General features: G+C 71.3%; 14 protein-coding genes. 2 read left to right on the forward strand and 12 right to left on the reverse strand.

Annotation, left to right across the window (positions count from 1 at the left end):
* Positions 1–20: 20 nt before the first annotated feature.
* From ACYSUO_RS10655 to proB, 3 genes are all read right to left on the reverse strand, one after another.
* Complete coding sequence (locus ACYSUO_RS10655) at positions 21–1,307, reverse strand: glutamate-5-semialdehyde dehydrogenase (RefSeq protein WP_461775821.1); 1,287 nt, start codon at positions 1,305–1,307, stop codon at positions 21–23.
* Between the two features lie 175 nt (positions 1,308–1,482).
* Positions 1,483–1,959, reverse strand: a complete 477-nt coding sequence (locus ACYSUO_RS10660) for a hypothetical protein (RefSeq protein ID WP_461775822.1) — start codon at positions 1,957–1,959, stop codon at positions 1,483–1,485.
* A 167-nt stretch (positions 1,960–2,126) separates the two neighbouring features.
* Entirely contained in the window at positions 2,127–3,281 is a 1,155-nt protein-coding gene (gene proB / locus ACYSUO_RS10665) for a glutamate 5-kinase (RefSeq protein WP_461775823.1), read from the reverse strand.
* A gap of 258 nt (positions 3,282–3,539) precedes the next feature.
* Between proB and ACYSUO_RS10670 the strand changes: the two genes are divergently transcribed.
* A complete protein-coding gene (locus tag ACYSUO_RS10670; protein ID WP_461775824.1) occupies positions 3,540–5,642 on the forward strand; it encodes a hypothetical protein in 2,103 nt (700 codons plus the stop codon).
* A gap of 1,987 nt (positions 5,643–7,629) precedes the next feature.
* Here ACYSUO_RS10670 and obgE read toward each other — a convergent pair.
* From obgE to ACYSUO_RS10705, 7 genes are all read right to left on the reverse strand, one after another.
* The gene (obgE, locus tag ACYSUO_RS10675; RefSeq protein WP_461775825.1) at positions 7,630–9,078 is read right to left on the reverse strand and encodes a GTPase ObgE; all 1,449 of its coding nucleotides are present in this window, start codon (positions 9,076–9,078) and stop codon (positions 7,630–7,632) included.
* Positions 9,079–9,205: 127 nt separating this feature from the next.
* Positions 9,206–9,460, reverse strand: coding sequence for a 50S ribosomal protein L27 (gene rpmA, locus ACYSUO_RS10680; RefSeq protein WP_266719696.1), 255 nt, complete (start codon positions 9,458–9,460; stop codon positions 9,206–9,208).
* Positions 9,461–9,474: 14 nt separating this feature from the next.
* Positions 9,475–9,795 carry a 50S ribosomal protein L21 gene (gene rplU, locus ACYSUO_RS10685; protein WP_266719694.1) on the reverse strand — a complete coding sequence of 107 codons (321 nt, stop codon included), beginning with the start codon at positions 9,793–9,795 and terminating at the stop codon, positions 9,475–9,477.
* A 187-nt stretch (positions 9,796–9,982) separates the two neighbouring features.
* Entirely contained in the window at positions 9,983–11,314 is a 1,332-nt protein-coding gene (locus ACYSUO_RS10690) for a phospholipase D-like domain-containing protein (protein ID WP_461775826.1), read from the reverse strand.
* A gap of 251 nt (positions 11,315–11,565) precedes the next feature.
* Positions 11,566–15,615, reverse strand: coding sequence for an Rne/Rng family ribonuclease (locus ACYSUO_RS10695; RefSeq protein WP_461775827.1), 4,050 nt, complete (start codon positions 15,613–15,615; stop codon positions 11,566–11,568).
* A gap of 248 nt (positions 15,616–15,863) precedes the next feature.
* Complete coding sequence (locus ACYSUO_RS10700) at positions 15,864–16,667, reverse strand: TIGR03936 family radical SAM-associated protein (RefSeq protein ID WP_461775828.1); 804 nt, start codon at positions 16,665–16,667, stop codon at positions 15,864–15,866.
* 46 nt (positions 16,668–16,713) lie between these two features.
* A complete protein-coding gene (locus ACYSUO_RS10705; protein ID WP_461775829.1) occupies positions 16,714–17,574 on the reverse strand; it encodes a hypothetical protein in 861 nt (286 codons plus the stop codon).
* Positions 17,575–17,679: 105 nt separating this feature from the next.
* On the opposite strand from ACYSUO_RS10705, the gene ACYSUO_RS10710 reads away from it, so the two are divergent.
* Positions 17,680–18,264 carry a TerD family protein gene (locus ACYSUO_RS10710; protein ID WP_461775830.1) on the forward strand — a complete coding sequence of 195 codons (585 nt, stop codon included), beginning with the start codon at positions 17,680–17,682 and terminating at the stop codon, positions 18,262–18,264.
* 58 nt (positions 18,265–18,322) lie between these two features.
* Here ACYSUO_RS10710 and ACYSUO_RS10715 read toward each other — a convergent pair whose 3' ends face one another.
* Together ACYSUO_RS10715 and ACYSUO_RS10720 are read right to left on the reverse strand one after the other, a co-directional pair.
* Positions 18,323–20,266 carry a TIGR03960 family B12-binding radical SAM protein gene (locus ACYSUO_RS10715; RefSeq protein ID WP_461775831.1) on the reverse strand — a complete coding sequence of 648 codons (1,944 nt, stop codon included), beginning with the start codon at positions 20,264–20,266 and terminating at the stop codon, positions 18,323–18,325.
* A 41-nt stretch (positions 20,267–20,307) separates the two neighbouring features.
* Positions 20,308–21,843 carry a CYTH and CHAD domain-containing protein gene (locus tag ACYSUO_RS10720; protein ID WP_461775832.1) on the reverse strand — a complete coding sequence of 512 codons (1,536 nt, stop codon included), beginning with the start codon at positions 21,841–21,843 and terminating at the stop codon, positions 20,308–20,310.
* Positions 21,844–21,919: the final 76 nt, after the last annotated feature.

Below are 21,919 nucleotides of genomic sequence, written 5' to 3' on the forward strand. Positions count from 1 at the left end.
ACCGTGCGCGTCGGCGGGTGTCAGCGGGTGTGGCCGTCGCCCGTGACGATGTACTTCGTGCTCGTCAGCTCCGGCAGCCCCATGGGTCCGCGGGCGTGCAGCTTCTGCGTGGAGATGCCGATCTCGGCGCCGAAGCCGAACTGGCCGCCGTCGGTGAACCGCGTCGAGGCGTTGACCGCGACGGTCGTGGAGTCGACGAGCTGCGTGAAGCGGCGGGCGGCCTGCTGCGAGGTGGTGACGATGGCCTCGGTGTGGCCGGAGGACCACAGGCGGATGTGCTCGACGGCCCGCTCCATGTCGTCGACGACCGCGGCCGCGATGTCGTAGCTGAGGTACTCGGTCTCCCAGTCGTCCGGGGTCGCCTCGACGACCTCCGCCTTCGACTTCGGGGCGTACGCGAGGATCCGCGGGTCGCCGTGCACGGTGACGCCCGCCTCGGCGAGCGCGTCGAGGGCGCGGGGCACGAACGCGTCGGCGATGTCCTGGTGGACGAGGAGCGTCTCGGCCGCGTTGCACACGGAGACGCGGTGCGCCTTGGAGTTGACGAGGATGTCGACCGCCATGTCGAGGTCGGCGTCGGCGTCCACGTAGACGTGGCAGTTGCCGGTGCCGGTCTCGATCACGGGGACGGTCGAGTTCTCGACGACGTTCTTGATGAGCGAGGCGCCGCCGCGCGGGATGAGCACGTCGACGAGGCCGCGGGCGCGCATCAGCTCGGTCACCGAGTCGCGGCTCTCGCCGGGGACGAGCTGGATCGCGTCGGCGGGCAGCCCCGCGCCGCCGACGGCGTCGCGCAGCACGCGCACGAGCGCGGTGTTCGACTCGTACGCCGACGAACTGCCGCGCAGGAGCACCGCGTTGCCCGACTTGAGGCAGAGGGCGGCGGCGTCGACCGTGACGTTCGGACGGGCCTCATAGATGATGCCGACGACGCCGAGCGGGACGCGGACCTGGCGCAGGTCGATGCCGTTCGGGAGGGTGTTGCCGCGCACGACTGTGCCGACCGGGTCGGGCAGGGCGATGACGTCGCGCACGTCGGAGGCGATCGCGCGGACGCGCTCCGGGGTGAGCGTGAGCCGGTCGATGATCGCCTCGGGGGTGCCGGCCTCACGGGCCTTCGCGATGTCCTTGGCGTTGGCCTCGACGATCTCGGAGGTGCGCACCTCCAGCGCGTCCGCGATGGCGCCGAGGGCGTCGTCCTTCTCGGCGCGCGGCAGCGAGGCGAGGTCGTGGGCCGCGGACCTGGCGCGGTACGCGGTCTGGGTGACCGGGGTCATCGAGTCGTACGGGGTGAGCGGCAGCGTCATGCTCCGCAGGATATCGGGGGCGTGGGGGCGGTCCAGGGGGTGTTTCGGGGGGTGAGACGTGGCTTGAAATGGCCTGGGGCACAGGGGGTGAGGTTTCCGCCTCGGGGCGGCTACTTGGTGTTGCGCGCGCCCACGCGGCGGAGCCGCAAATCGACACAGCCCCGCGCCCCTTGGCTCAGAACGGGTGGACGCCGACCGGAGTGGCCGGCAGGGGGCCGTAGCCCTCGGCGATGCGTTGGTGGTAGGTCTGGCGGTCGATGACCTCCAGGCCGACGATTTCCCAGGGTGGGAGCTGCGACGTGCGGCGGTGTTCGCCCCACAGGCGCAAGGCCACCGCCGCCGCGTCGTGCAGGTCGCGGGCCTCTTCCCAGTAGCGGATCTCCGCGTGGTCCACCGCGTAGCGGCTCGTCAGCAGGAAGGGGTGGTCGTGCGCGAGCTGTTCGAGGCCGCGGCGGACCTCCGCGAGCGGCGCCTCGGCGCCGGAGACGCTGAGCGTGACGTGCCACAGACGGGGGCCTTGCTCGGCGCTCCCCTCAGCGGCCTCCCCCGCGGTGTCCTCCTCGTACGCGTCTCCCGCGGCCACGCTCGTCAGCGCCCGCTCCGCCGACCCTCGGGGCCCTGTGGACCCGGCCCCCGGGCGCGCTCGTCTCACGACGGCCTCCTTTGCGCAATGGTCGTGCGGACCTTCCCTGAATGAACTCCCTGCCTCAAGAGTTGAGCAGGACACGGAGCTTCTTGGGGCGGTTTTGGGGAAGGTCCCCCACGGGTGGCAGGCTTTCGGCCTTTCACACAGGGGATTTCGAAGGCGCGCGGCCCGTTTCAAGCCTGGAGGATGACCAGGTCGTCCCTGTGTACGACTTCCCGCTCGTAGGCGGGACCGAGGTCGCGGGCCAGCTCACGCGTGGAGCGGCCGATCAGCTGCGGGATCTCCTTGGCGTCGAAGTTGACGAGCCCGCGGGCGACCGCGCGCCCCCGCTCGTCGCGCAGCTCGACCGGGTCGCCCGCGCCGAACTCGCCCTCCACGGCCGCGATCCCGGCGGGCAGCAGCGACTTGCGCCCCTCCACCACGGCTCGTACGGCGCCGTCGTCGAGGGTGATCGCGCCCTGCGGCGTCGAGGCGTGCTGGAGCCAGAGCAGGCGGTCGGCGCTGCGGCGGCCCGTGGAGTGGAAGTACGTGCCGGTGTCGCGGGCGGCGAGGGCGTCGGCGGCGTACGAGGCGGAGGTGAGGACCACCGGGATGCCGGCGGCCGCGGCGATCGAGGCGGCCTCGACCTTGGTGACCATGCCGCCGGTGCCGACGCCCGCCTTCCCGGCGGAGCCGATCTTGACGTGCGCTATGTCGGCGGGGCCGCGCACCTCGGCGATGCGGGAGCTGCCGGGCTTCGCGGGGTCGCCGTCGTAGAGGCCGTCGACGTCGGAGAGGAGCACCAGCAGGTCCGCGTGCACGAGGTGGGCGACGAGGGCCGCGAGCCGGTCGTTGTCGCCGAAGCGGATCTCGTCCGTGGCCACCGTGTCGTTCTCGTTGACGATCGGGAAGGAGCCCATCGCCAGGAGCTGGTCGAGGGTGCGCGACGCGTTGCGGTGGTGGGCGCGGCGGGCCATGTCGTCGCTGGTCAGCAGGACCTGGCCGACGCGGACCCCGTAGCGTGCGAAGGAAGCGGTGTAGCGGGCGACCAGGAGGCCCTGTCCGACGCTCGCCGCGGCCTGCTGGCGGGCGAGGTCCTTGGGGCGGCGGGTCAGGCCCAGTGGGGCGAGTCCCGCGGCGATGGCACCGGAGGAGACGAGGACGATCTCCTTCTCCCCGCCTCCGCGCTGCTTCGCCAGGACGTCGACGAGCGCGTCGACGCGGTCGGCGTCCAGGCCCCCCGCCGCCGTGGTGAGTGACGACGATCCGACCTTGACGACGATCCGGCGGGCATCCGCCACGCCCTGCCGTGACGTACCCGGCCCTGCCCCAGTTGTAGCCCCTGACATGCCTGGCAATGTACGTGACCTGCCCCTTCGACCGCTCCTGGGTTTCGAGGTGCGGACAGGGCCGTGGACGCCGGGTAACCAAGAGAGGGAGTTGGTCCCTGTCCTTTCACGCCATTTGCCCTTGTTTCCCCTGCTTACAGGCCTGGAGGATTGCTAGCGGGCCACTGAAAGTCATACGGTCAGTGGTCAGCATTCCGCGAGGTGGACCTCCCCCACGGTCCCCCCACCCTCCGAGACCCCCTGCCAGGAGCCCAGCCCGTGCCCTCCGCCGGACGTGCCTCGCGCCGCCTCGTGCAGCTTTCCGCGCTGTTCACGATGTTCGCGCTCTATGTGGCCCAGCTCGTCAGCGCGCTCGTTCCGTACGTTCCCGTCTTCGTCGCCGCGAGCGCGGCCGGACTCGCTCTAGACACCTACCTGCAGTACAAGCAGCCGGGGCTGCTCTCGCTGCTCGGCAAGATCCGCTTCGACGTCACGGTGCGGCAACTGCTGCGCGACATGCTGATCTTCGTCGGTCTGCTGCGCATCAGCGGCATCAACCCGCTCGACGAGCAGGCTCCGCTGCTGGTCATGGTGCTCGCCATGTACCTGCTGCACTTCGCCTGCCAGGCGGCCGCGGTCCTCGTACGCCGCTCTCGTACGCTGCCGATCGTCACGCGCAACATCGACGCGTCCGCGCTGAACCTGTGCAAGTCGCCGCCGCGCCTCCTTGCCCGGCGCGCGGCGCACCGCCTGCTGACCTTCGCGATCCCGTCCACGCTCGGCCTGGTGATCACGGCGGCGACGACCAACGCCGTGTGGGGCGTCATCGGCATCGGCGTCTCGATCGTCCTCTTCCTCTTCGGCACGATCTTCCTCGGTACGTGGCTGCTGCCGAAGAAGCGTCCGGTGAGCGACGCCAAGGTCATGGAGTGGCTCGACGCGTGGCTGGCCGAGTACCGGCCGACCGTCGGCATGTACTTCTCCGGCGGCACCACCTCCGCGTACCAGGCGAACATGTGGCTCTCCACGCTCGCCGACGTCGACGGCAAGCCGCTGCTCGTGCTGCGCGAGCGCTTCATGGTGAACAAGATCGACGCCACCGACGTGCCGATCATCTGCTTCCCGAAGGTCGCCACGATGTTCTCCCTGGAGAACTCGACGCTGAAGATGCTGCTGCACCCGGCGAACGCCGCGAAGACCTCGCAGGTCCTGCGCATCCCCACGATCAAGCACGCCTTCATCAACCACGGCGAGTCCGACAAGCTCTCGTCCTGCAACCCGTACGCGAAGGCGTACGACGAGGTGTGGGTGGCCGGTCCCGCGGCGCGCGACCGCTACCAGCTCGCCGACGTCGGCGTGGACGACCGGGACGTCGTCGAGGTGGGCCGCCCGCAGCTGGCTCCCATCAAGCTGGCGGAGGGCCGCCCGGCCACGGGTAAGTACACGACGGTCCTGTACGCCCCCACCTGGGAGGGCTGGGACGGCAACCCGGGCAACACCTCGGTCATCCTGGCCGGCGAGAACATCGTGCGACACCTGCTCGCCGACCCCAAGGTCCGGCTGATCTACAAGCCGCACCCGATGACCGGCTCGCAGGTCCCCGCCGCCGGTGAGGCCAACAAGCGGATCATGGCGATGATCGAGGAGGCCAACACCCGCCGCTCCGGCGCGCGTCCCGGCCCCGAGGCCGCCGTCGAGCTGGAGCGCCGCTTCGAGGCGCTGAACGAGCTGACCTCCACCAAGTTCCCCAAGGGCACGGACGAGCAGGAGCGGATGCTGCTCCAGGGCCGGCCCGACGGGGACCGGGCGGCGGCGGTGGCCGAGGCGACCGCGGCGTGGGAGGAGGCGTACTGGGCGTCGTTCCCCGAGTGGGAGCACCTGATCATCACCCAGGCGCGGCCCGCGATCTTCACCTGCTTCAACGCGGCGGACGTCCTCATCTCCGACGTCTCCTCGGTCGTCTCCGACTGGCTGAGCAGCGAGAAGCCGTACGCGGTGGCCAACACGTCCGGCCTCACGGAGGACGAGTTCCGCACCGGTTTCCCGACGGTGCGGGCCGCGACGGTCCTCGCCCCCGAGGCGACGGAGGTCCCCGAGCTGCTCGCGGTCGTCCGCGGCGAGGCGGAGGACACCCACGCCGAGGCCCGTGTGGCCCTGAAGGAGCACCTCCTCGGCCCCTCGGACCCGCCGTCCATCGACCGCTTCAACGCCGCGGTACGCGCCCTGTGCGCCAAGGCCGACGAGCGTCGTGCGCGGATGGCTGCGCGTGGCGAGGACGAGGTGCCGCCCACCCGTGAGGACTCCGTCGAGGAGGCCGCGGCCGAGGCGGAGGCCGCGGAGGCGGCGACCGAGTCGGAGCCGGAGGACACGGTCACGGCGTAACGCCTTTGCGGCGCGCGCGACGCGGGGCCCGGGAGCCGTCTCCCGGGCCCTTCCGCGTTTCCGCCGTCCGCGTGTGGGCCGGTCCGCGTGTACGCCGGTCCGCGTGTGCGCCACGGGGCTCCGCGGCTCAGCCGTCGGCGGGGCTGATGGTGCCGAACCGGCGTTACGGCCCCGGGGCTCCGCCCCCGGACTCTGCTGCTCAATCGCTGCAGCGGCTTGAGGCGCTCGGCCCTGCGTGAGTTGCGGTCTGCGGTGCCCCACGCCGCGGGGTTCTGCCCCGGCCGCCGCGCCTCAATCGCTGGCGAGGCTGAATGTGCCGAACCGGCATTACGACCTCGGGGCTCTGCCCCGAACCCGCGGCTCTCGTTCGAAGGGCGGGGCTTGATGTGCATCCGCCCCACGCCATGGGGCTCTGCCCCGGACTCTGCTGCTTGATCCTGCGGTTGCTTTCGGTCTGCCGCGCCTCACGCCACGGGGCTCCGCCCCGGACCCCGCGCCTCAATCGCCGGCGAGGCTGAATGTGCCGAACCGGCGTCACGGCCACGGGGCTCTGCCCCCGGACTCTGCTGCTCAATCGCTGCAGCGGCTTGAGGCGCTCGGTCCCACTTGGCTTACGGACTGCCGTCCCCCGCGCCACGGGGCTCCACTCCGAACCCCGCGCGTCTCGCCCCAGAGCGGGACTTGAATTGCCACGCCCGCCCCCAGGCAATGACCCGGCTGCTCCGCCCATCTCCCACCCGCCCGCCCCCTCCGGGGGCTTCGGTCCGACGGGTGCCGCCAACCACCTTGGGCAATCCGCCGACAGGCACGGCTCCACACCCGGGACGACGAAAGGTGCCCCCGCCCCCTGGGCGATCAGCCGTCGGCCGCGGCACCCCACCCGTCGCAGTCGGCGCCGTCACTGCCTTGGGCAACACCCACCACGACTCCCCACCCCAGCGGCCGACACCGCCCCCGCCTTGGACGATCCGGCCCCGACCACGGCTCCCCACCCATTGCGGTCGACCGCCCGCGCCGTGGGTGATCTGCGCCAACCACGGATCCCCACCCGTTGCGGTCGGCCGCACGCGCCTTGGGCAATCTGCCGCCAGGGGCGGCAGGGTGGGCAAGGCGGCACCCCGGCGCCGCGCACCCACGACGCGGGGCCCGGCCCCGGAACGGCCAGCACCGCACACCGGCCCCGGCGAACTCCCGCCCCCGGGCGGCTGCGCCCCCGCCACTGGGCGAAGCCCCCGGAGGGGCGGGCGGAGGGAGGTGAGCGGGTGTCGGCGCAGCCGGGGAAGGACCGGTGCCGCGCGACAGCCACCTCAGGCCTCGGCCACGGCACAGCCCCGTACCCCCGATGCCGCGTAACTCCTCACGGCGGACGTCGGTCGCGGCACAGTCCCGCAGGCGCAGCCGGAAAGAGACCGGTGCCACGCGCCGAACGCATCGGCGCCGAACCCGGCAAACCTCCAGGCCCCGGTGCCGTGCGCCCAGCACCACAGGCACCAACCCCGGCACAGCTACCAAGCCCCGCGACGGGCCCAAGCCCCCGGAGGGGGCGGGCGGGAGGGAGATGACCGAGCACCGGCGCAGCCGGACAGGGACCGGTACCGCGTGCCGAACGCAGGGGCGCCGCCCCGGCAAAGCTCCTGAACCCGGTGCCGCGCACCCAGCACCACAGGCACCGGCGCCGGCGCGGCGACCGGGCCCCGGACGGGCCGAAGCCCCCGCAGGGGGCGGGCGGGAGGGAGATGACCGAGCACCGGCACAGCCGGACAAGGACCGGTGCCGCGCGACAGTCACCTCAGACGTCGGCCACGGCACAGCCCCGCACCCCCGGTGCAGCCGCACTCATGACGCGGGGCCCGGCCACGGCACAGCCCAGGTGCCCCACACCCACCCCACCGGCCCCAACAACAAAGCGGGCCGCACCCTTCGGTGCGGCCCGCCCAAATGTCCCGGTCCCCGGAGGCCAGACGCCCCGGTCGCCGGAGGCCAGCCGTTAGAACGGCTCGAAGTCGTCGAACTCCTGCTGCGACTCGTCCCGCTCCGCCTGCCGATCCCGGCGCCGCTGCGCCGCCGGCCGCGGCGCCTCCATACGGTGGTCCTCGCCACGCCGACCGAGCATCTCGGCGCCCGCCATCATCGTCGGCTCCCAGTCGAAGACGACCGCGTTGTCCTCGGGACCGATCGCGACGCCGTCACCGTGCCTGGCGCCCGCCTTCATCAGCTCGTCCTCGACACCGAGACGGCTGAGCCGGTCCGCGAGGTAGCCGACGGCCTCGTCGTTGTTGAAGTCGGTCTGGCGCACCCAGCGCTCCGGCTTCTCACCGCGCACACGGAACAGCGGCTCGCCGTCGGCGTCCTCACGCTTGACCGTGAAGCCCGCGTCGTCCACGGCCTTGGGCCGGATGACGATCCGGGTCGCCTCGTCCTTCGGCTTGGCGGCACGCCCCTCGGCCACCAGCTCGGCGAGCGCGTACGACAGCTCCTTGAGGCCCTTGTGGGCGACGGCGGAGACCTCGAAGACGCGGTAGCCGCGCTCCTCCAGGTCCGGGCGGACCATCTCGGCGAGGTCCTGGCCGTCGGGCACGTCGATCTTGTTGAGGACGACGAGGCGCGGCCGGTTCTCCAGGCCCGCCCCGTACTCCTTGAGCTCCGCCTCGATGACGTCGAGGTCGGAGACCGGGTCGCGGTCGGACTCGAGCGTCGCCGTGTCGAGCACGTGCACGAGGACCGAGCAGCGCTCCACGTGCCGCAGGAACTCCAGGCCGAGGCCCTTGCCCTGGCTGGCGCCGGGGATGAGGCCCGGGACATCCGCGATCGTGTAGACGGTCGAGCCGGCCGTCACCACGCCGAGGTTCGGGACCAGCGTCGTGAACGGGTAGTCCGCGATCTTCGGCTTGGCGGCGGAGAGCACCGAGATCAGCGAGGACTTCCCGGCACTCGGGTAGCCGACGAGCGCCACGTCCGCGACGGTCTTCAGCTCCAGCTGGACGTCGCCCTCGTCGCCCGGCACACCGAGCAGCGCGAAACCGGGCGCCTTGCGGCGGGCCGAAGCGAGCGCCGCGTTGCCGAGGCCGCCGCGACCGCCCTGCGCGGCGATGTACGTGGTGCCCTGGCCGACGAGGTCGGCGAGCACATTGCCCTGCTTGTCGAGGACGACCGTGCCGTCCGGCACCGGCAGGATCAGGTCCTGGCCGTCCTTGCCGGAGCGGTTGTCGCCCGCACCGGGCGCACCGTTGGTGGCCTTGCGGTGCGGCGAGTGGTGGTAGTCGAGCAGCGTCGTGACGTCCTGGTCGACGACCAGGATCACGTCACCGCCACGGCCGCCGTTGCCACCGTCCGGGCCGCCGAGCGGCTTGAACTTCTCCCGGTGAACGGAGGCACAGCCGTGGCCCCCGCTACCCGCGGCGACATGAAGTTCGACGCGGTCCACGAAGGTGGTCATGGTTCAGTGCCTCCAGAAACGTACGGAAATGTCTCTACTTCAACACGCGAAAGGCGGACCCGCTTCCCCGATGGGGAAGTGAGGTCCGCCTCGCGAAAAAATCCAGATCAGAAAGCCCTCAGGCGTTTCAGACGACCGGGACGATGTTCACGACCTTGCGGCCACGGTGGGTACCGAACTCCACCGCACCGGCGTCAAGGGCGAACAGGGTGTCGTCCTTGCCACGGCCGACGCCGTTGCCCGGGTGGAAGTGGGTGCCGCGCTGGCGGACCAGGATCTCACCGGCGTTGACGGCCTGACCGCCGAAGCGCTTCACGCCGAGCCGCTGAGCATTGGAATCGCGCCCGTTCCGAGTGGACGATGCGCCCTTCTTGTGTGCCATCTTGTCTCAGTCCCTTACTTCGCAGCCGTGGGGATACCGGTGACCTTGATCGCCGTGTACTGCTGACGGTGACCCTGGCGACGGCGGTAGCCGGTCTTGTTCTTGTAGCGAAGGATGTCGATCTTCGCGCCCTTGTGGTGGTCCACGACCTCGGCCTGGACCTTGATGCCGGCCAGCACCCACGGGTCGCTGGTCACGGCGTCGCCGTCGACAACGAGCAGCGTAGAGAGCTCTACGGTGTCGCCAACCTTGGCGGTGGGAAGCTTGTCAATCTCAACGATGTCGTCGACAGCAACCTTGTGCTGGCGACCACCGCTGCGCACGATGGCGTACACGCGGATCTCTCTTTCGCTCGGAACGGAACGCCCGCAGTCCAGCCGCGCGAGGCGGCCTCTCCCGGATTTCACGAGGAACTCCGGGAGGAAAAAGGTTTACGGGAGTAAAGCGCGTCGATGGACACGCCGACGGTCAAGGTTACGGGGCGCCCCACAGAAGGGCAAACCGGCCCCTTGACCGACGTGCTCACGTGGTCTTGACCTCACCGTCCTGCGGGAGCACCTTGACGCCCTTGCACAGGTTCGTGTTGTCCGATACCCCCGGGTACGCGACGCCCCACACCTTGTTGAAGTGCGTGCGGTACGTGTCGTGCACGGAGTCGTCGTCGATCTTGACGTACGCCTCGTCGTTCTCGCGCAGCGCCGGGTTCGAGGCGTTCTGCGAGCCGGTGAACGTGATCTTGTTGCGCGCGCCGTCGTACATGCCGTCGATCGCCACGTACTTGGTGTGGATGATGAACGGCGTCCCGATCTTGGAGCCGGGGTTCAGCGGGTCCCGGTCGTCGTTGTAGCAGCGCACCGGCGGGGCGCCGGTGGTGTGCATCGACTTCCAGGTGCCACTGTCGGCCGTCGCGTACTCGATCTGGACCGTGCAGCCCGCCTTCTTCAGCGAGACCAGCTTGTCGGCGATGGCCTGCCGGGTGATCTGGAAGATCGCGGCGCGCACGATCGTCTTCTTCGTGGTGCCGGTCGCCGCGTCCTTGTAGGTGCACGAGACGTTGTTGAGCACCGAGTGCAGCGTGTCCGTGGAGTTCGTGGTGCCGGCCCGCGGGAAGAAGTACGCCTTGTAGTGGCCGTTGCTGACCGTGCGGTAGTCCCAGTTCGCCCAGTCCTTGGCGACCATGTCGTCGAAGTAGTCCGAGTACGCGCCGTACAGGACCGGGTTGTTGGGCAGCTGGAGCGCGTCGTTGAAGAACTTCGTGCTCGCGGACGGCGTGGAGTTCGCCGTGGTCTGCACGACGACGTTCGTGGCGCCCTCGACGGCCGAGAAGAGCCAGAACTTGTTGTGCATGATCGACTTCCCGAACTTCGGGTCGCCGAGGCAGGACTTGTCCGTGGGGCACAGCTGCACGAAGGACGGGTTGGCGCGGTTGGTGCCGAACAGCTGGACCAGCTGCGAGTACACCGTGTTGTCCGGCCGGTCCGTCCTGCTCGTCGAGTCGAGCACGATCTGGACGCGTACGCCGCGGTCCCTGGCACGCTTCAGAGCGTCGACGATCGTCTGCTCCCACACGTGGAAGACGGCGACCTTGATGGTCGAGCCGGGCAGCGCCGCGTCCGTCAGCTCGACGAGCCTGGTGCGGATGGCGTACTGCTCCTGGGGGGTGCCCAGCGGATCGTTGAAGATCGGCCCCTCGGTCCAGGTCCGCCCCTCGTCCGCCTGCGCGGTTCCCGCGCCGACCCCCGCCTGCACCCCCGCCGCCGTGAGCACGGTGGCCAGGGCCACCATCTGCCGCCCGCCCTTGACCTGCTTCGCGGCACGGTGCCTGCCCGTGCCTCTGAGACGCACGTGCGCCATCACAACCCCTCCCCTGACACGAGTACACGTCTCCCCAACGCCCACCCATGTCCTTCACTTGTACGACTGCACGATTTTTACAGGCAGTTGGCCGTGCACCAAGAGGCGGGGGTCGAATCGAGCGTTCTTCGAGACCTCTCACATCGCCCACGTCGCCGAAAACCACGGCAATGACCGACTTGCCCATACATACGGCGACGCCCCGCACAGCAGCGCTGTGCGGGGCGTCGTCACTCGGTCCGGGCGGAGCCTCAGGCCTCGTCGTCGGCCGCGGCCGAGACGGACGGCAGCGACTGCTGCTCGGCCGCCGCGGTCTTCTTCGCGGTCGTCTTCTTGGCCGTCGTCTTCTTGGCGGTGGTCTTCTTCGCCGCCGTCGCCTTCTTGGCCGTGGTCGCCTTCTTGGCGGCCGTCTTCTTGGCCGTCGTCTTCTTGGCAGCCGTCTTGGTCGCGGCCTCATCGGTCGCGGCCTCGTCGGTCGCTGCCTCGTCGGACGCGGCCGTCTTGGCGGCAGCCGTCTTACTGGCGGCCGTCTTCTTGGTGGCGGCCTTCTTCGCCGTCGCCTTCTTGGCCGTCTTACGGGCGGCCTTCTTGGCGGCGGGCGCCTCGGCAGCCTCCTCCGGTGCGGCGTCCTGGACGGGCGCCTCGGCGGCCTCCTCCGAAGCCGAGGGGACGACCACGACGGCCGTGTCCTCGGTGGTGGTGGTCGGCGCGGTCGCCTTGCGGACGGCGCGACGGCGCGGGCGGGCCGGGGCCGCGGCCTCGGTCACCTCGGCCTTCGGCGCCTCGGGCTCGACGGCCTTCGGCTCCTGTACGGGCTCGGCCTTGACCGGCTCCGTGACGGTCACCGCGGCGGCCTCCTCCGAGGAGGCCTTCGGGGAACCGGCGGGAGCGGACGCCTTGCGCGTGGCACGGCGGCGCGGGCGCGGCGCGGGGGCCTCGTCCTGCACGGGCTCGCGGGCCGGGGCCGGCTCTGCGGCCTTCGGCTCCTCGACGACCGGCTCGGGCGCCGGAGCCTCGGCCTCGGCGGCCTTCCGCTCCTCCGCCTGCGCGGCCCGCTCGGCCCTCGACTTCCGTCCGGACCTCGCCGGCTTCTCGGCCTCCGCCTGCGGGGCACCGGCCGGGGCCGACGCACGGCGCGTGGCGCGGCGGCGCGAGCGGCCACGACCCGCGGCGGCCTCGGCCTCCGCGGCGCTGGAGTACAGCTCCTCGTCCGGGACGAACTCCGGCTCGGGCAGCGCCACCGGGGCGGCCGCCTCCGCGGCGACCTCGGCCTCGGTCTCGGTCTCCGGCTGCTCCACCGCCGGAGCCTCGTGCGTCTCGTGCTGGTGGTCCGCGCCGTTGCCGCCGCGGCCGCGCTTCTTGCGCTTGCCGCCGCCGCCATTGGCAGTGGGCTGCTCCATGTGCACGATGACGCCGCGGCCGTTGCAGTGCACGCAGGTCTCGGAGAAGGACTCCAGGAGGCCCTGGCCGACGCGCTTACGGGTCATCTGGACCAGGCCGAGCGAGGTGACCTCGGCGACCTGGTGCTTCGTACGGTCCCTGCCCAGGCATTCGAGCAGGCGCCGCAGCACGAGGTCCCGGTTGGACTCCAGGACCATGTCGATGAAGTCGATGACGACGATGCCGCCCAGGTCGCGCAGCCGCAGCTGGCGGACGATCTCCTCGGCCGCTTCGAGGTTGTTCCTCGTCACGGTCTCTTCGAGGTTGCCGCCCTGGCCGGTGAACTTACCGGTGTTGACGTCGACGACGATCATCGCCTCGGTCTTGTCGATCACCAGGGAGCCGCCGGACGGCAGCCACACCTTGCGGTCGAGCGCCTTGGCGAGCTGCTCGTCGATCCGGTACGTCGCGAAGACGTCGACCTCGGACGTCCACTTGGTCAGCCGGTCCGACAGGTCGGGCGCCACGTGGTTGACGTAGCCGTGGATGGTGTCCCACGCCTCGTCACCGCTGACGATGACCTTGGAGAAGTCCTCGTTGAAGATGTCACGCACGACGCGGACGGTCATGTCCGGCTCGCCGTACAGCAGGCTCGGCGACGAGGTCGAGATCTGCTTCGACTTCTTCTGGATCTCCTCCCACTGCCCCTGCAGACGCTCGACGTCGCGGCGCAGCTCGTCCTCGCTCGCGCCCTCGGCGGCGGTGCGCACGATGACGCCCGCGTCCTCGGGGACGATCTTCTTGAGGATGCCCTTCAGGCGCGCGCGCTCGGTGTCGGGCAGCTTGCGGCTGATGCCGGTCATCGAGCCCTCGGGCACGTAGACCAGGTAGCGGCCGGGCAGCGAGACCTGGCTGGTCAGGCGGGCGCCCTTGTGGCCGATCGGGTCCTTGGTGACCTGCACGAGCACGGACTGGCCGGACTTGAGGGCGGTCTCGATGCGGCGCGGCCCGTTGGCCATGCCGAGCGCCTCGAAGTTGACCTCACCGGCGTAGAGCACCGCGTTGCGGCCCTTGCCGATGTCGATGAAGGCGGCCTCCATCGACGGCAGCACGTTCTGGACCTTGCCCAGGTACACGTTGCCGACGTAGGAGGTCGACTGCTCCTTGTTGACGTAGTGCTCGACGAGGATGTCGTCCTCGAGCACGCCGATCTGGGTGCGCTCGCCGTGCTGGCGGACCACCATGACGCGCTCGACGGCCTCGCGGCGCGCCAGGAACTCGGCCTCGGTGATGATCGGGACGCGGCGGCGCCCCTGCTCCCGGCCCTCGCGGCGGCGCTGCTTCTTGGCCTCCAGACGCGTGGAGCCCTTGATGGACTGCACCTCGTCCGAGGACGTCGACCGCTCGGCCTTCTCTTCCTTCTTGCGCGGCTCGCGGACCTTGACGACCGTGCGCTCCGGGTCGTCGGTCGGCTGCTCGCCGTCGGAGGCGCTGTCACCGGCGCGACGGCGACGGCGACGGCGGCGACGGCTGCTGCTGGAGCCGCCGGAACCGGCGGAGTCGTCGCGCTGCTCGTCGGAATCGGACCGGTCGTCCTCGGACTCCTCGGCGGCCTGCTCGGCGTCGTCGTCCGACTCGTTGTCGTTCTCGGCGTCGTTGTCGATGTCGCCGGACTCGCCGCGGCGACGGCGGCGGCCACCCCGGCGACGGCGGCGGGCCGGGCGGTCCCCGTGCTCGTCCTGCTCGTCGTTCTCGCCGTTCTCCTCGGACCGCTGGTCCTGGACCTCGGGCTCGGGCTCCGCGGCCTCGGTGACCTCGGCGTCCTTGGCGGCCTCGGGCGCGGCGGGCTGCTCGTCGGAGGCGCGACGGCGGCGACGACGGCGCGGCCCCTGCTCCTCCTCGACGACGGCGGCGGCCGGCGTGGGCTCGGGCGCGGGCGTGGGCTCGGGCTGCTTCTCGACGGCGGCCTCGGCCGCGGCAGCGGCGGCGGCCCGCTCCGGCGTCTGGAACATCGGCTCGGTGAAGACGGGCGCCTGGAACGTGGCGATGGAGGCCCGCTTCGGGCGCGCCTCGTCGGCCTGCTCGTCCCGGCCGGCCCGCGCCGGCTTCGATCCGGACCTGGCGGACTTCGTGGCCTTGGTGGCCTTCGGCTCGGCGAAACCGCCGGCGGCCTTGCGGGTGGCGCGGCGTCGACGGCGCGGCGACTCGTCCTCCGCGTTCTCGGCGTTCTCGGCGTTCTCGGTGTTCCCGGCGGCCTCTGTGGTCTCCGCGGTCTCGGCCTGCGTCGTCTCTGCGGCGATAGCGTCGGAGATCTCGGGCGGACCGGCGGGCGCGCTGGGCGCGGAAGCGCCACGGGTGGCGCGGCGACGGCTGCGACGCGGGGCCGCGGGCTCCTCGGCGGCGGCCGGCTCCGGCTCGGCGACGGGTTCAGCAGCGGCCTCGGCCTGCGGCTCCTCGGTGGAGGCGGCGGCCGGAGCGGCCGGGGCCTCCGGAGTCGACACGGTGCGGGTGGCGCGGCGACGGCCGCGACGCGGGGCCGCGGGCTCCTCGGCGGCAGCCGGCTCCGGCTCGGCGACGGGCTCGGCGACGGCCTCGGCGGGCTCCGCCACCACGGTCGTCGTCTCTGCCTGCGCGGCGGGTGCACCGGTGGGCGCGGAGGCGCGCCGGGTCGCGCGGCGGCGCGGGCGGGCGGCGGGCGCCGGGGCCTCGGCCGCGGAAGTCTCGGGGGTCTCGACGGGCGCCTCTGCGGCGGCCGGAGTCTGGGTGGCAGTGGCCGGTATGGCCACAGCGGCGTCCTCGGTGCCTGCGGTCGCCGCTACCGGCGGGCCCGCGGGGCGGGACGCGGCCCGGCGCCGACGGCGCGGGGGCAGGGTGTCGCTGGGGCTGTCCAGCTGAGGGTTGGTGGCTTCGGTCTCGGGCATGCGGGTGGATCTCCCGTCGGGCCTCCGGGCGCCGCGCCTGATCCGTGACCGGTGACGTCTGCGGCTCACGCGCATCATGTCGAGCGCGGTGCCGCCGGTCCGGGGCGCGGGCGCCGCACGGAGGCTCTCTGTCTGTTCTCGCCGGTTCCGGTACGCGATGTACGTACGGCCTGGCGAAAGTCCTTGGGTGGGTGCGCTGCCCGACCCAGATGGCTCCCGAGTACAAGGGCGGCGCTACGACGACCGCCTTACGCGGGACCTTCCACGGCAGGCGCCGTCGCGGTGGCAGTTCCTGCGGCCGCCTTTTGTGGGGCGGCCCGGTCTGCCTCGCGGTCGAGCGCGAGCGGGTCGGTCACCGTGCCTGTCTCTTCGTCGAAAGGCCCCTGCGCCAGCCTGGTCACCGCTGCGGGGACCGGCGGCGCCAGGTCGGCCACGGCGCGGAGACCGGACAGGACGTCGTCGGGTCGTACGGCAGGCGTCACGTGCCGAACAACCAGCCGCAGTATCGCACAGGCGGCCTCGCTGGGCCTATCAGCCGGACCAGCCGAAACGTCGGAGACCTCGAGCGCGTCCAGGCTGACGACGGCCTCACGGGCGTCGAACGTCCGGATCCCGCTCTTTGTCTTCCTCTGTACCTCGACGGTCTCGGCGGCGCGGAACGCCTCCGCGGCGCGCGCGGCCTCCTCGACGCTCACGCCGTCGAGCCGCAGCTCCCACACGGAGGCGGCGAGCCGGTCGGCGAGGCCCGACGTGCGGGCCTCGACGGCGTCCACGATGTCGAGGCCCGTGGGCATCGACTCGTCGAGGAGCACCCTGAGCTTCTCGGGGTCGCGCGGCGCGGTGAGCGCGATCTCCAGGTACTCGGCCTCACTGCCCGTGCCGGTGGGCGCGGCATTGGCGTAGGACACCTTCGGGTGCGGCGTGAACCCCGCCGAGTACGCCATGGGTACCTCGGCGCGGCGCAGCGCACGCTCGAAGGCGCGCTGGAAGTCACGGTGGCTGGTGAACCGGAGGCGGCCGCGCTTGGTGTAGCGCAGTCGGATGCGCTGCACCGCGGGTGCGGGCGGCGGGCCTACGGGCTGTCGCTTGCCCAGTGTCCTAGTCCTTAATGAATGCGGTCTTCGTGGGTGCGGTCGTACTACTGTCAAGACTACGTCCCTGCGGGCCGCCCGGTTCCCGCAGGTCGCTGACCTGCGGTTGCGTCCGCGGCGCCGGGGTGCCGAACAGCAACCGGCGCACATCGGCCCGTGCCTGCCGGGCCGCGGCACGGACGCTCGCGGCGACGCGCGCGACGGGCCGCAGCACGTAGTCGCGCACGACGTGCCCGACCGGGGTGAGCACGGTGCGGTAGACCCAGCGCAGCGGATCCACGATCAGCCACCGCAGCGCCCGGCCGACGGCACGGGACACATACCCGGCCACCCGCCACGCAACCCGCAGCGCGTCCCAGATCTCACGCCCGATGGCACCGAGCACCCGGCCGACCGGCACGAGGACGTAGCGCCACACCGCGAGCAGCGGCACCACGACCAACACCCGTACGAGCCAGGCGAGTCCACGGCCCAGCGGCACCAACACATAGTCCCGCAGCGCCCTTCCGACGGGCGCGAGGACATGGACGTACAGCCACACGGCGGGGACGACCAGCAACACCCGCCCCAGCCACAGGAGTCCACGGCCGAGGGGCGCGAGCACGTAGCGCCACAGCATCAGGAACGGCCACACCAGGAGTCCGTACAGCACCCAGCCGATCGCCCGCGCGAACGGCAGCAGCAGCCACCTGCCCACGAAGCGGCCGACCGCCACGAGCGCGTCCCATACGAGGCGCAGGGGCACCACGAGGACGACCATCAGGATCCGCAGCGGCAGCCGGATCGCGGCAACAAGGCAGCCTTCGGGGGCCGGTTCAGGGGCCTGTTCGGGGCGCTTCTCCAAGTCCATGTCTCTCCAGACGCTCATGACGCCTTCGCGGATGCGGCCCGGCATGGCTCGATCAACTCGCACGTCGTATCTTCGGGGCAGTCTGCAAAACCGCAGTTCTACCTGTAGGGGGAGGAATTACGCATGATCACGCTTACCAAGGAAGACGGCCCCGCCGACCTGGACGGAGTGACCCATCTGTCCATCGGGGTGTCCTGGGACCCCACCGCCGGCAGCAGCGGAGGCGTCCTCGGCGCGCTGCGCCGCAAGCAGGGAACGGACCTCGACCTGATCGCCATCGCGATGCAGGGCGGCGATCCGGTGCGCCTGGCCGGCCTCGACTCACTGGACCCGATGGGCAACGGCGCCCTCGTCCACAGCGGCGACAACCAGACCGGCAAGGGCGACGGTGACGACGAGACGGTCACCGTCGAGTTCTCGCGCCTCCCGCAGCAGATCACGTCGATCGTGTTCGTGGCCGCCGCGTACAAGAAGGGCAGCTCGTTCCAGAAGGCCCGCAACATCAGCTTCAAGGTGTACGACGCGACGGGCGGCAGCACGCAGCAGGTCGCCGACATCTGGCCGAGCCTGATGACCAGCGACAACGGCTGCGCGGTCGCCAAGGCGATGCGCGTGGGCAGCTCCTGGAAGCTGGAGGTCATCAACACGCCGGGCAAGATCAAGCAGGGTGACGAGCGCGCCCTGATGCGGTTCGCCGCCGGGCAGTAGCCCAAGTACCGCGAAGGGGCGGCCGGTTGGAGAACCGGCCGCCCCTTCGGGTTGCGCGCTACTTGACGACGGTCAGCGGCAGCAGCTTCTTGCCCGTCGGGCCGATCTGGATGTCCGTGTCCATCGCCGGGCAGACGCCGCAGTCGAAGCACGGGGTCCAGCGGCAGTCGTCGACCTCGGTCTCGTCGAGCGCGTCCTGCCAGTCCTCCCAGAGCCAGTCCTTGTCGAGACCGGAGTCCAGGTGGTCCCAGGGCAGGACCTCCTCGTACGTGCGCTCACGCGTCGTGTACCAGTCGACGTCCACGCCGTACTCGGGCAGCGTCTTGGCGGCGCAGGCCATCCAGCGGTCGTAGCTGAAGTACTCGCGCCAGCCGTCGAAGCGGCCGCCGTCCTCGTAGACGGCGCGGATGACGGAGCCGATGCGGCGGTCACCGCGCGAGAGCAGTCCCTCGACGATGCCGGGCTTGCCGTCGTGGTAGCGGAAGCCGATGGAGCGGCCGTACTTCTTGTCGCCGCGGATCTTGTCGCGGAGCTTGGCCAGCCGCTCGTCCGTCTCCGTGGAGCTGAGCTGCGGCGCCCACTGGAACGGCGTGTGCGGCTTCGGGACGAACCCGCCGATCGACACCGTGCAGCGGATGTCGTTGCCCGCGACCTCGCGGCCCTTGGCGATCACGTTGGCCGCCATGTCCGCGATCTGCAGGACGTCCTCGTCGGTCTCGGTGGGCAGGCCGAGCATGAAGTACAGCTTCACCTGGCGCCAGCCGTTGCCGTACGCGGTCGCGACGGTACGGATCAGGTCCTCTTCGGAGACCATCTTGTTGATGACCTTGCGCATGCGCTCACTGCCGCCCTCGGGGGCGAAGGTGAGGCCGGAGCGGCGGCCGTTGCGCGTCAGCTCGTTGGCGAGGTCGATGTTGAAGGCGTCCACGCGGGTCGACGGGAGGGACAGACCGATCTTGTCCTCCTCGTACCGGTCCGCCAGGCCCTTCGCGACGTCACCGATCTCGGAGTGGTCCGCGGAGGACAGCGAGAGCAGGCCGACCTCCTCGAAGCCGGTCGCCTTGAGACCCTTGTCGACCATCTCGCCGATGCCGGTGATGCTTCGCTCCCGCACGGGGCGCGTGATCATGCCGGCCTGGCAGAAACGGCAGCCGCGGGTGCAGCCGCGGAAGATCTCGACGGACATCCGCTCGTGGACGGTCTCGGCGAGCGGCACGAGGGGCTGCTTCGGGTACGGCCACTCGTCGAGGTCCATGACGGTGTGCTTGCTGACCCGCCACGGGACGCCCGACTTGTTGGGCACGACGCGGCCGATGCGGCCGTCCGGCAGGTACTCGACGTCGTAGAAGCCCGGGATGTAGACGCTGCCGGTCTTCGCGAGGCGGAGCAGGACCTCCTCGCGACCGCCGGGCCGGCCCTCGGCCTTCCACTGACGGATGATCTCCGTCATGTCGAGCACGGCCTGCTCGCCGTCGCCGATGATCGCGGCGTCGATGAAGTCGGCGATCGGCTCGGGGTTGAAGGCCGCGTGGCCGCCCGCGAGGACGATCGGGTCCTCGACCGTGCGGTCCTTGGACTCCAGCGGGATGCCGGCCAGGTCGAGCGCGGTCAGCATGTTCGTGTAGCCGAGCTCGGTGGAGAAGCTGAGCCCGAAGACGTCGAACGCCTTCACCGGGCGGTGCGAGTCGACCGTGAACTGCGGGACCTCGTGCTTGCGCATGAGTTCCTCGAGGTCCGGCCACACGCTGTACGTGCGCTCGGCGAGGACGCCCTGGCGCTCGTTGAGCACCTCGTAAAGGATCATGACGCCCTGGTTGGGCAGACCGACCTCGTACGCGTCCGGGTACATGAGCGCCCAGCGGACGTCGGTCTCCTCCCACGGCTTGACCGTGGAGTTCAGCTCACCGCCGACGTACTGGATCGGCTTCTGCACATGGGGCAGCAAGGCTTCGAGCTGCGGAAAGACAGACTCCACCGTCGAGGCGGCGGCATCGGCAGGCATAACCGTTGACCTTCGTGAGCTGACAGGGGTGACCATCAAGCCTAACCCGCCGAAAGCTCCTGCTTCTCCGCCCGTGCCCAGACCCCCGGCAGCTCCCGCTCCCGGTCGGCTGCCGCGGCCTGCTCCTGCCCGTACAGCAGGCCCCAGGTGAAGGCGGTCTCCCCCGCCGCATGCGCCTGGATCCCCAGCTGACGCAGGGCCTCCCGGGCGACGACGGAGTCCTGGTGATCACCGAGCACGCTCTGTACGCCCTTCATGCGCTTAGCGAACTTCTTCGCCTGCTTGCCGAGGACGGGCCGGGCCGCCTCCCCGGCGTAGCGGGCGCGCTTGGCGGCCTTGCGGGCCTCGTGCAGCGCGACGTCGCGGCGCGTGCCCGGTTCCAGGGACAGGGCGTGCTCGACGCGGGCGGCGAGGCGGGCCTTGTCCTTGCGGGCGGCCTTCGCGAGGACCTCGGCGGCGGGCTTGTCGGCGGCGGGCAGCAGCGGCGGATCGGCGAGCAGCGCGTCCAGGCTGTTCAGCAGGGCCAGGTACCGCCTGCCGTCGAGTACGGCGACGGTGTGGCGGCGCGAGCCGTGGCGGCGGGCGACGGCCCAGATCCGCAGCCGGCCGCGGACCGGGCCGAGCAGCAGCGTCCTGGGCATCGCGTCGATCCGCCCGGTGAGCCGCTCGGTGAGCACCTCGCGGTCCCGGTCGATGCCCAGCTCGGCCGCGAGCCACTTCAGCTCCTCGGCGACGGGCCCGGTCACGGCCGGGTCGAGCACCTTCTTGTACGTCTTGAACGCGCTGCGGATACGTCGGGTGGCCACGCGCATCTGGTGCACCGAGTCCGGCAGGTCGCGGCGCACGGCGGGGTCGAGCTCGACGAGGGCGTCGCGCTGGGCGCGGAGGTGGGCGAGGACGCGGGCGCCTGCGGTGTCCGGGCCCGGTTCCGCTCCGGCTCTGGCGGGTGCCTCCGGCTTCGTACGGTGCTCGGCCCCGGTCTCCTCCAGGGCGCGGGCCAGCTTCGACGCGGAGGCGGACCGTTCGACGCCCGCCTTGCGCAGCCGCTTCTCGACCTTGCCGAGGAACGCCGGGTCGGCGCCGTCCGCCAGTTCGACCTCGATCTCGGTCCAGGCGGTGGCCCGCTCCCCGTCGGCCCGCTCGGCGCGCACGGCGTCGACGCACACCTCGGCGAGCAGCGAGCCGTCGGCGTCGGTCAGGTGGGACACGTCCCGCGAGGACCGGAGCCGGACGACCGGGATGAGCTCGTCGCCGCGGACCCGGGAGCGTACGAGGCCCGCGAGGGCGCGCGGCATGGTGTCGGACGGTGGGGCCTGCACCTCGTCGCGGACGCCCTCGCTCAGTGAGACCGGCAGTTTCAGGTGCCAGCCCGCGTCGTCGCCGCCGCTGCGGCGGCGCAGGGTGATCCTGTCCTCGGCGAGGCGCTGGTCCTCGGTGTCGTAGTAGACGGCGTCGAGTTCGACGACGCCCTTGTCGATGACGGCCGATACGCCTGGGACCTTGAGCAGGTCGGGCAGCCGGAACTGGTCCGTCGGGGCGTCGTACTTTCGCTCGATCTCGCGCTTTGTCTCCGCCATAACCTGAATTTAGGCGCCTGCGGCGACGGGGCCAAGGTCCCGGAGCTCCGCCCCGGACCCCGTGCCCCGAACGCCG

It is taken from the genome of Streptomyces sp. UC4497 (genome assembly GCF_054871485.1).